This window comes from Ureibacillus suwonensis (assembly GCF_042655065.1).
Taxonomy (GTDB): Bacteria; Bacillota; Bacilli; order Bacillales_A; family Planococcaceae; genus Ureibacillus; species Ureibacillus suwonensis.
This window is the reverse complement of the sequence record NZ_JBHSNQ010000065.1, coordinates 1-10,002: the sequence shown is the minus strand read 5'-3', so window position 1 is coordinate 10,002 and position 10,002 is coordinate 1. Positions and strand designations below refer to the sequence as shown.

At 38.1% G+C, this 10,002-nt stretch carries 13 protein-coding genes and 1 pseudogene; 9 read left to right on the top strand and 5 right to left on the bottom strand.

What is annotated here, in order from left to right; translation table 11 throughout:
• The first annotated feature begins 328 nt into the window (after positions 1 to 328).
• The 5 genes from ACFPOH_RS07610 to ACFPOH_RS07590 all read left to right on the top strand — a co-directional run bounded on the left by ACFPOH_RS07610 (position 329) and on the right by ACFPOH_RS07590 (position 3,415).
• Positions 329 to 721 (top strand): hypothetical protein, encoded by a 393-nt coding sequence (locus ACFPOH_RS07610; protein ID WP_390309317.1) that lies wholly within the window; start codon positions 329 to 331, stop codon positions 719 to 721.
• 216 nt (positions 722 to 937) lie between these two features.
• Complete coding sequence (locus tag ACFPOH_RS07605) at positions 938 to 1,282, top strand: S-layer homology domain-containing protein (protein ID WP_390309316.1); 345 nt, start codon at positions 938 to 940, stop codon at positions 1,280 to 1,282.
• 33 nt (positions 1,283 to 1,315) lie between these two features.
• Positions 1,316 to 2,368, top strand: a complete 1,053-nt coding sequence (locus ACFPOH_RS07600) for a tartrate dehydrogenase (RefSeq protein ID WP_342470219.1) — start codon at positions 1,316 to 1,318, stop codon at positions 2,366 to 2,368.
• Between the two features lie 260 nt (positions 2,369 to 2,628).
• Positions 2,629 to 2,778 (top strand): hypothetical protein, encoded by a 150-nt coding sequence (locus ACFPOH_RS07595; RefSeq protein ID WP_342580979.1) that lies wholly within the window; start codon positions 2,629 to 2,631, stop codon positions 2,776 to 2,778.
• Between the two features lie 136 nt (positions 2,779 to 2,914).
• Positions 2,915 to 3,415 (top strand): macro domain-containing protein, encoded by a 501-nt coding sequence (locus tag ACFPOH_RS07590; protein WP_446753233.1) that lies wholly within the window; start codon positions 2,915 to 2,917, stop codon positions 3,413 to 3,415.
• A gap of 328 nt (positions 3,416 to 3,743) precedes the next feature.
• Here ACFPOH_RS07590 and ACFPOH_RS07585 read toward each other — a convergent pair whose 3' ends face one another.
• Together ACFPOH_RS07585 and ACFPOH_RS07580 are read right to left on the bottom strand one after the other, a co-directional pair.
• Positions 3,744 to 4,040 carry an amphi-Trp domain-containing protein gene (locus ACFPOH_RS07585; protein ID WP_390309315.1) on the bottom strand — a complete coding sequence of 99 codons (297 nt, stop codon included), beginning with the start codon at positions 4,038 to 4,040 and terminating at the stop codon, positions 3,744 to 3,746.
• Between the two features lie 191 nt (positions 4,041 to 4,231).
• Positions 4,232 to 4,705 carry a hypothetical protein gene (locus ACFPOH_RS07580; RefSeq protein WP_342470217.1) on the bottom strand — a complete coding sequence of 158 codons (474 nt, stop codon included), beginning with the start codon at positions 4,703 to 4,705 and terminating at the stop codon, positions 4,232 to 4,234.
• 392 nt (positions 4,706 to 5,097) lie between these two features.
• Between ACFPOH_RS07580 and ACFPOH_RS07575 the strand changes: the two genes are divergently transcribed.
• Together ACFPOH_RS07575 and ACFPOH_RS07570 are read left to right on the top strand one after the other, a co-directional pair.
• On the top strand, positions 5,098 to 5,544 hold the full coding sequence (locus tag ACFPOH_RS07575; RefSeq protein ID WP_342470216.1) for an Hsp20/alpha crystallin family protein: 447 nt from the start codon (positions 5,098 to 5,100) through the stop codon (positions 5,542 to 5,544).
• 393 nt (positions 5,545 to 5,937) lie between these two features.
• A complete protein-coding gene (locus ACFPOH_RS07570; RefSeq protein WP_390309314.1) occupies positions 5,938 to 6,234 on the top strand; it encodes a hypothetical protein in 297 nt (98 codons plus the stop codon).
• A 789-nt stretch (positions 6,235 to 7,023) separates the two neighbouring features.
• On the opposite strand, the pseudogene ACFPOH_RS07565 reads toward ACFPOH_RS07570, so the two are convergent.
• Together ACFPOH_RS07565 and ACFPOH_RS07560 are read right to left on the bottom strand one after the other, a co-directional pair.
• Positions 7,024 to 7,260: pseudogene (locus ACFPOH_RS07565) on the bottom strand (helix-turn-helix domain-containing protein); the annotation flags it as partial.
• Positions 7,218 to 7,652 (bottom strand): hypothetical protein, encoded by a 435-nt coding sequence (locus ACFPOH_RS07560; RefSeq protein WP_390309319.1) that lies wholly within the window; start codon positions 7,650 to 7,652, stop codon positions 7,218 to 7,220. The gene ACFPOH_RS07560 and the pseudogene ACFPOH_RS07565, both read right to left, overlap by 43 nt.
• Before the next feature lie 2 nt (positions 7,653 to 7,654).
• On the opposite strand from ACFPOH_RS07560, the gene ACFPOH_RS07555 reads away from it, so the two are divergent.
• Entirely contained in the window at positions 7,655 to 7,996 is a 342-nt protein-coding gene (locus ACFPOH_RS07555) for a hypothetical protein (RefSeq protein ID WP_390309313.1), read from the top strand.
• Between the two features lie 42 nt (positions 7,997 to 8,038).
• Positions 8,039 to 8,278 (top strand): hypothetical protein, encoded by a 240-nt coding sequence (locus tag ACFPOH_RS07550; RefSeq protein WP_390309312.1) that lies wholly within the window; start codon positions 8,039 to 8,041, stop codon positions 8,276 to 8,278.
• Positions 8,279 to 8,810: 532 nt separating this feature from the next.
• On the opposite strand, the gene ACFPOH_RS07545 is transcribed toward ACFPOH_RS07550, so the two are convergent.
• Positions 8,811 to 9,725, bottom strand: a complete 915-nt coding sequence (locus ACFPOH_RS07545; protein WP_390309318.1) for a stalk domain-containing protein — start codon at positions 9,723 to 9,725, stop codon at positions 8,811 to 8,813.
• Between the last annotated feature and the right edge of the window lie 277 nt (positions 9,726 to 10,002).

Here is a 10,002-nt window from a genome sequence, read left to right as displayed (position 1 = left end):
CGGTATACTTCTTTTAGACATAGGTAGGGTACTCCTTTCTCTAAGATTTTTGGTCCAAATCAGAGAATACCCTACCTTTTTTCTTTTTGCCTAGCAAAATGCTTTACACAAACTTTTATACATCATCGAACTGTCCATTTTTTCTTATCAAATGTTGCTTTATGACTAATGACCATCCTTGGTTCATCACTTTTCTTCCATTCCACTGAGCAAAATTATGATGTTTCCAGGGGAGTGTTCAGAGAATCCCCATCAATCCTGTCGAATAAGAACAGGAAAAGCCGGTTGCCGAAATATTGGGCCTATCAAATTTTTCGCAGATTCTTATGTGCATGCGATTGCATTGAAAAATGGCGTCATTGTCGGGGAATTAAAAGCCCATTTGGATGTGGATGAAAAAACGGTAAGTCATGATCCGTTCCCAATCGTTAAGGAAAGAGGAAGAGAAATAACTCCTCAATATGCTTATACAAAGAATGGCCATCTTGTAGTGGAACAAACCGTTGGGGTCTATGAAAAAGCATCATTCGAGTTAATCCCAAGGGAAGGAACAACCATCTATCTGTTAGATGGAAAAAATGTGGATCTGAACAAAATTGATTACAGTTCCTTAAGAAAATATAATGGGGAAATTTTGGATTCCGGCTTCCATGCCATCATTGTGAAAGATAACGCAATTGTTGGAGAAATAATTATTGATATTGCAGTGGCAGTATCGTGAAGAAAATAGGCGTGGATATTGAGGTAATCACACAGGGCAACAGCCATAGGGAAAATCTTACAAGCCCATTGCTGTAAAAAAACATTCATTTATTTTTGAGGCAGGGTGCCTGGTACTGAAGTTGGTGCCAGGCACTTTACAATAAGGGGAGGATATTGAATGAGAAGAAAGAAATAAAAATCCTATTTCCACGCAGCCCTTGCGGCGACAGTGGCTGTGAGTGCAGCGATTGTGGCACCGACGGGATTTGCTGAAGCTGCGTCGTTTCCGGATGTGAAATCAACCGATTATTTCTATGAAGCTGTCACAAGTTTGACAGAACGGGGCATCATAAAAGGTTTTCCGGATGGCACCTTCAAACCGTATCAATCCGTCACGCGCGGGCAAGCGGCCAAAATATTGGCAGGGGTGTTGGGATTGGATACGAACAATGTGAAAAATCTGTTCAAAGCCGTTTCTTTTTGCTTGGCGGAATCCGGAACTGGTACGGAAAGCGCGTGGCACCCATTTCCGGTTTTTGCTATAATTAGTGCGAATTATCTGGAAAAAAATTCGAAGTGACGTGCATTGCACCAAGATAGGGGGATTATGTTCATGAACATTCACGAAATCGCGGTCATTCCAGGGGATGGAATCGGGAAAGAAGTGGTGCCGGCAACGCTGGAGGTGTTGGAACGGTTGGCGGAAATCCATGGGGGAATCAAATTTCAATTTGCGGAATTCCCATGGAGTTGCGAGTATTATTTGGAACATGGCGAAATGATGCCGAAAGATGGCATTGAGACGTTGAAAAATTTCGAGCAGATTTATTTGGGGGCCGTCGGAAATCCGCAATTGGTGCCGGATCATATTTCCTTATGGGGACTTTTGATCAAGATTCGCCGCGAATGCGAGCAGGTCATCAACTTGCGCCCGGTGAAAAGCCTCAAAGGGGTGCCTTCCAAATTGGCGAGTGATGAGCCTTTCGATTTTATTGTGGTGCGCGAAAACAGCGAAGGGGAATACAGTGAAGCGGGAGGAAGCGTCCATCACGGCGGGGATGAAATTGTCATCCAAAATGCGGTGTTCACGAGAAAAGCGACGGAACGGGCGATGCGTTTTGCCTTTGATTTGGCGATGAAGCGCAATAAAAAGGTCACAAGCGCCACCAAATCCAACGGCATCGTCTACAGCATGCCTTTCTGGGACAAGGTGTTTCATGAGGTGGGCAAGGACTACCCGGAAGTGGCGACTGAATCCAATCACATCGATGCATTGGCGGCTTTTTTTGTACTGAAGCCGGAGCAGTTTGATGTGATCGTGGCCAGCAACCTGTTCGGCGACATTTTGACGGACATCGGCGCGGCCATCATGGGAAGCATCGGCATTGCCCCGGCCGCCAACATCAATTTGAACGGCAACTATCCTTCCATGTTCGAGCCGGTGCACGGTTCCGCCCCGGATATCGTTGGAAAAGGTATTGCGAACCCGATCGGCCAACTCTGGACGGCGAAAATGATGCTGGATCATATGGGATATGATGAATTGGGCGACCTGTTGATGAAAGCCATTGAAGAAACAACGGCATCCGGCGTGAAAACACCTGACATCGGAGGAAAATCGACAACCGCGGAAGTGATTGGGGAAGTGTTGAAGCGGCTTCCGTGAGAGGCCTGGTCTTTTCGGGTGTCGGGCTTTCATTCGCATGTAAATCGATGGAATACGCGCATAACCCGGTTAATTCCTTAGGCGGAAATCATTTACAACGGAACCTAGAACACCATCAATCGTATTCCATTTCGCAAATTCGGAGGTAAAACATTTTTGAAATCGAGCGCAAAATCGATGAATAGATCGAACAAGCGGAAAAGTTGAGGGAAGCAAATAGTTGATTCAAAAAGCATCCAACATACATTGGGATGGAAGCCATGTCCTTTCGAATGGGACATGGCTTTTTGATATTGCCACAAAACTTGATGATATTCCTGGAACATGTGGATATTGTCGCAAAACCGGTTGATATTGACACAAAATCAGTTGATATGTTCACAAAACTTGATGATATTCCACCAACTTGACGAGAATGTCATAAAATCCGTAAAAATCCCAATTCCCCCTGGCCACTCACAAGCCCTGTCAATTCTGCTACAATAACTGTAAATCAGGTGCCTAACCAATTGCCAGGCATTAAACCAACTATCAAGGGGGGATTCGATGCCACTCAAAATAGTGCAGAAGGATATTACCACCATGAAAGTGGACGCCATCGTCAATGCGGCAAATACCCGATTGCAAATGGGCGGAGGAGTGTGCGGAGCGATTTTCCGCGCGGCTGGCGTGGATGAGTTGCGGAAGGCCTGTGACCAAATCGGGCATTGTCCCGTGGGGAAAGCGGTCATCACAGATGGCTTCCGGCTGCCGGCAAAACAGATCATTCATACAGTTGGGCCTGTTTGGCAGGGAGGTCACCAGCATGAAGCCGAATTGCTTTCATCCTGTTACAGGGAGTCGTTGAAACTGGCAATGGAGCATGGCTGCCGTTCCATCGCCTTTCCGGTCATTTCTTCGGGGATTTTTGGCTATCCAAAAAGAGAAGCGCTCCAAGTAGCCATCACGACAATCCAAACATTCCTCGAAACACATGAAATGGATGTCTATATCACCATTTTTGACGAGGAAATGGCGCGCATCAGCAAAGAACTGCTGAACGGGTAGCGGAACTTCCATCATTGAAAACAAAAAAAGCGGGAACTCCTCAAAGGAATTCCCTTCATGAAAAGTGTGGTTAGGGGACAAGAATGCTTGGATCAACACTCAATTGATCCTCTTTTTTTGCAATTGATTTAAGGGGACAATTGCATGAGTACTTCTGAATCTATTGTATTAAGCTAAAGGGGGCAATTGTATGAAAAAATCACCAATTGCAATTGGAACATCTTTGAACGGAGAAAAAATGCCTCCGAAAAGAAGTCCCGAATACAAATCGAAAAAGTATTGCTTAACCATATTGTAACCGCTTTCAAAAATTTAATCAAGTATAATATTATTCAATTGACATCTTGCCTGCAGACGCGCGATTCGGGGACCATTCGATTTCGATTTCAAACTCGTGTTTGTCGCCTTTGACCGTGTATTTATAATCGACTTTCACTGGATCGTCCGGGGCCACTTCCACTTGTTCCGTCCCTTGTACGAAGGTGAATTTTCCTTCCTGTTTCAGCTTCTGGGCCATTTTTTCAAGCATCGCCGCAAAGGCTTGGACACTCTGCACTTCCTTGTGTTTAATGAGCACTTGGGGTTGAGGTTTTTGTTCGTTCATGGTTTTCTTTGTTTCGTCCATTTGGCTTTCCTCCTTTGAACTTGTTTTCTTTATTATACCATTTTTGGGAATGGTGGAGGCGTGATCTAGAAGGAAAGCGCTGGGCTATCCACGTTCAAACCTCATGAAAGCCAGAAACACCCTTAGTGGATGTCTCTGGCTCCGTTTATGTGCCAACAAGCATCAACCGAAGCGCCTTTCCGCCCTCAGCATTACTCAGCAACAAATTTTTCGCTCTTTTTGATCAAGCCATAGATATAGAAGAAAATTCCGAGTGTGATGAGGGACAGGATCACAAACAGCACGGCTTTTCCTGATTCGCCCGTCCAGCGGTAGAATAAACGGTACAAATAGTAAACGAATATGGCAAGAAGCGCCAAATTGGCCAACCAGCCGATCAATGGAATGAACGAAATGACGAGCAATACGGCATAAATGACTGCCCAAATCAAAGCATCCTTTTTAATTTCATCCGGTTCTGTTTTCTTTGATCCGAACGCAAAGAACAAATAATAATTGATAATCGGAATCCATGCCAAGAATGCGAGGTCATTCGGGCCGTTTGTTTTTGCAGTATAATAATAAATGATGGCAGTAATGATATAGCAAATAAGTGCGAGTACAAGTAATACAAAGAATCCTCCTATCAGTCCGACAATGACATTATCCTCCCAATAGGAACCCATGTTTTCCCTCCTTTCCATCGGCTTAAAAATCATTGTCATTATATGAACGTTTTTTTAAGAAATGACATCAGCGGGCAAGAAATGGGAATAACGGAGCATTTTATTTTCCGTGAATATTATTCTTTATAAAATCCCATCCGCCGAGAAGATCCGGGCGTTTATTGCAAACCATTCGGGGTAAAAATGATTAATGGAAGGGGGCGTGGCTTTCGGGGAATTGTTACGGAATTGCGAAGTTTTTTTGATAAAAAGGGAATAAAAGATTGACAAAAGTATGATAAAAAAATGATAATTTTGTATCTTTTTACATGCAATCAAATGCAAATACAACCAAGGTGTATAATATAAATGTAAAAAGTACTTGTACAAATATTTAAAAGGAGGAGATTGAAATGTTTGATTTAAGACCATTCAGAAGAAAAAATGAAGATTTATTTGAACGTTTCAAAAAAGCTTTTGAAGATGTATTCGACGACGACTTCCTACCAGATTTAGGACCGGATTTCAAATCTCTCCGCACAGATATCACAGAAACAAAAGATGCCTACATTGTACAAGCTGACTTGCCTGGTTTCAACAAAGAAGATATTCAGATTGATATAGACAACAACTACTTGACCATCCGCGCAAAACGGGATGACCACACAGAAGAGCGGGATGAAAATGACCGGGTGATCCGCAAAGAACGCCATTTCGGCGAATTCTACCGTTCTTTCTATATCAACGATGTGGATCAAGAACGCATTGAAGCGGAATTGGATAACGGTGTATTGAAAATTACCCTTCCAAAACTCCATCCTGGTGATGATGGCAATTCTAAACGCATCCAAATCAAATAATGCGGGAATCGGGCTATGAGCGTTTGCCATAGCCCGTTTTCTGTAAGGGTTTTCATGGAATTTATTTCAAAATATTTTTTTGGATTGAATATATTTGGGGCCGGAAACATATGGATTGTTCTTTTTTTTTATAAATGGTAGACTATTAATGTATATAGGATTATTTCCTCTATAACAATAGATTACTATTCCCGCAAGGAAATACCAGGTTGGTAGCCCAGAGAAAGAGCACAAGCGTCATCGTTTGTGCTCTTTCTTTTGTGCGCCCGGCATGTACATGAACTATAGGGTGTAAGTCCCGAACCCCGAAGACAGAAGTAGAGGTTAGCTCAACGAAAGGGTGTCCGTGGTGACGCGGAATCTGAAGGAAGCTGGAGGCAAAACACCGGTCAAATGTTAGCGGTATTAACTAAACGTGACGATATAGTAACGGCACATATGATTTATTTGTCAAAATTAGATGATATGGGCGTTAGTGAGAAAGAAAATGAGGAAACAATTCGCTTTGAAAGTCCTTTCAAATTTAATGGGGAAAAAGTTGTCGGATTAGTATTACCTAGGGTACAAAATTTAAAAAAAGGAAAAAAGGATCTACTGGAACTTTTAGTTTACTTTGCTGACATAGAGAAATGGAAAATAGAAGCTATGGAAGAAGTGAAGTACGATAAAATCAATATCTTGTTTTCTTAACTTGATTTTTGCAGAAACACGTAACGGATTTCAATAAAAAGTCTCGGAATTACTTTTCCCAGTATAACCATTTAAAGGTTTTTCTGGTACATTGGTTTATATTGATATTTTTAAGAAATTAATTGTAATTTCTTCACAAACCCTTCTTCGTATATAGATAGTTTTTGAAAATTATCATCATCAATTAACTCTGTGAACTTAATAGCGTCGATTAAGTATTTTCTGTTTCGATTATCTAAATCACGTATGATTCTATCTGGAAAAACGTGCTGAATTATTAATGTTGCTTTATCGAAAGTAATATTTAGTTCAGGGTAATTGTACATATCAGAGGTAACTTGAAAATAATAATCTCTAACAGTGCTGTATATTCTTTGTCCTTTTCACTATACAAAGGCATAGCACCCTCGTATCTGAATTGGATCACTGGATAACCGTTAACCATTATTGGCTGGGCGAATTGCTCGATTGGTCTGTTTAGCATATTTTTTGGGAGTTCAACTTGCACTACTTGTTCCAAATACAAACTTGTTCTTATACGTTCTAAGTTTCTTAATGTAAGTCCGATCATAGAAAACATCCTTTCTTGGAATTTTTGTAAAACACTGATTATATCAAGCTTTTTAGGTGAATACGTCAGACGTTATTCCATCTTCTTATTTCACAACGTCAGACGTAACTACAACAAAACCTTATAATATCAACGTTTGTGAAAGGAATTTACGTCATAACTATAAGGAATTAATAAAACATGATGTTATTTACTTTCCAATATTCGAGATATTCATTAGGGAACTCCGCACGATCTTCAAAAAAGTTCTTATAAGCATTTTGCAAATGGATCTGTGCATTTGCTAAAGCTAAAGAATCCACCTCTTTTAGAAACGGGAATTCTTTCTTATTTTTTGCTGGTGTCGGAAACTTTTGCTTTTTAAGCGTTTCCTTATCGTCTTTGAACTTCTCATATGTTTCTTTACGTTCTGCTAGCATCTTGTTGTAGACAAAACGAACACAACCAAAAGTTTGCATAAATCTAAATAATTATAGTTTTTGAGGACTGAATAAGGTAAAAATATTTCACTCAAATCGATTCTTCTTTCTTCATAATTCAACATTGGCCTTTCAATATTTAAAGGAGCCTCACAAACATCGTATTTTATTAATTCATTAACAGAATAACCATACTGACAAACTTTAATTTTTATCATAATCATCCCTACTTTCGTATTTTTTAAAAGGTGGCCGTGATAGATTATTTTATATATTTTTAATATTTTTCCAATTACTTGAATATATTGTAATTGTAGTAGTATATTCAAAGGAGGAAATAAAATGCGTAAAAAGATAACAAAAATAGGAGTTGCTGCATTATGTAGTGCTACGTTAATAATGCCAACTACTGCTTTTGGAAGTTTCAAATGTGAATTCTATCAACAAACAAGAAATCGTTTCAAACTCATCTATCTCAAATTTCTCTAATCTAACAGATGAGTTGGTAAAAAAGGTAGACCCTTATATCGAGTTAGTTGATTTTAAATTCATAATCAACAATGAAGCGGAGCTAATGAAAAATATTACACAATCAGAATTCGAACAAGTAAACAAAATATTAGAAGAAGTTAATGCACATTTACAAACAATGAAGTTAGAATCGAAAATATATAACAAGTATTCATTAGAAACTAACGGGGATACAATTATTGTTTCATTAAACAAAGAATCATTAAACAAACCACTGAGTTCAGTCAAGACGGCTTCTTAAAGTGAAGAAGGAAAAAGAGGTATAAAAGTATATTGGAATCATGTGGAAATTTACCTTACAAAAACCGATGTTAATGCTATACTAAAAGGCGGAGTATCAGGTGGAACTGCTGCTTTAGGTGCTTTAATTGGTAGTTATGGTGGCATCCCGGGAGCTATTGGAGGTGCTGCTATAGGTGCTGCTGCTGCAACAATTATTAATGAATATATAGATGCGGTTCCACTAGTGATTTATATCCCATATTTGAACCCGACTACCGGTGTAAGAGTTTATAAACAGTAAATTAATTTTAAGTGGAAGGTGATTAACATAAAAAAAAAGACTTTATCCTGCAATTTGTGCTGCTCTAGCTGTATTTTTAGTTAATTCCATCTTTGAATATTTCTTTAATGATTTATCACTTTCAATTAAAATTATATTAAATATGATATCTGCAGCAATAGGAGCAGTTTTCGGTGTTGCTATATTAAAAGAAAAACAAGACTAATACAATCAAGTAAGAGAGAATTAATCACTCTAATACAAAATTATAGGAATTAGAGAAAGAGGTCGGGACAACCCCCTCATCTAAACACATTATNCAAGGGCTGAAAAGTCTTGAAGCTCGTTATGAAAACTTGCGTCAATGATCTTAATTGAACCGCCGTATACGGAACCGTACGTACGGTGGTGTGAGAGGACGGGAGTTAATCGCTCCCTCCTACTCGATTGAAAGAAATGGATTTATGTAAAAAGGAAAAAATTTTTATAATTCTTCCAATATTTTCTTCTATATAATATTTGCCTAAGATGAATCCATTCTTAAACATAATATTTATTTTTGTATTGCAAAAATAATATTACTTTTTCCTTCAATAGTTTCTACAGTTTTACCATTTGCAGTAAATGTTTCTGGTGGTACTACTCCATTATGGAAATAATCATTCAAATAATTGAATGGTATCATGTAATCATCTTCAAAGAATAATTTCAAGAACTCTTTGGCTACGATTGGAATTCGATAGGCTTGAGGAATTAACCCTCCAGCATCTCCGTCCCACATGTAAAAGTTAATATATACTTCGTATTGACTGCTTGGAGATGTTTCAATAACTTGAATAGCTCCTGGTCTACCTTGAATGTTGTAACTTGTTCCACCATCGCTAAATCCAAGTTCATTCTGTAAAATCTTAAAGTTTTCAAGAGTATTAGGGCTCCATTTTGACTTTAACACGGGAGGAGTCCAATTATCTGAATTTACTTTCTTATTATTTGATATTGAATTGTTATCATCTATTTGATTGTTGATTGGTTTATTTATTTTTTTATTGTTTGTTTGTAACTGATTTGTTTCATTACTTTTTTTAATTATTGAATCTTTTATCGATTCATTATTTTTTTCTTTTTGATTGTTTGGATAGTTTTTCCCTACATAAATAATCTTTTCTTCTTTTTGAATAGGGTAGTTGAGTCCATTTTTTGATGAAATAAATGATAACGGAACATAAATTTCATTTTCTTTAAAAAAAGCCTTTGTATTGATTGGAACATTAATGTTGTTTATTTTTTTGGTTTCTAATGGAACAATTTTGCCCATTACAATTGCACGTGATTGATTGGAAGTAACACTAATTGTTGTTCCATCTTTTTTCTGTATTACCACTTCATATCCGTTATGAATTGAAGTTACTTTATCTCCTATATTTTCTGCGATTTCATTTATTGGAACATATGTAACTCCATTTTGAATTATTCGATACTCAATAATAATATTTGACTTTTTATTTTTCTTATTATCATAACATTCCTCCTTTTATTTTATATAACATTAAATATTATACCTACATTAATTTAATATAATCAATAATTGTAAAATTATTTTTTATAGTCAACAAAAAATAAAAGAAGCTGGGACAAAACTAGCTTCTAGATAGGAAAAAGGAGAATTTGAGCCAACTCAAATTCTCCTTTTTCCATTTATCCCCATTATTTTTGGTTAGTTGATCTTTGTTGGCCGTGTATTTTCG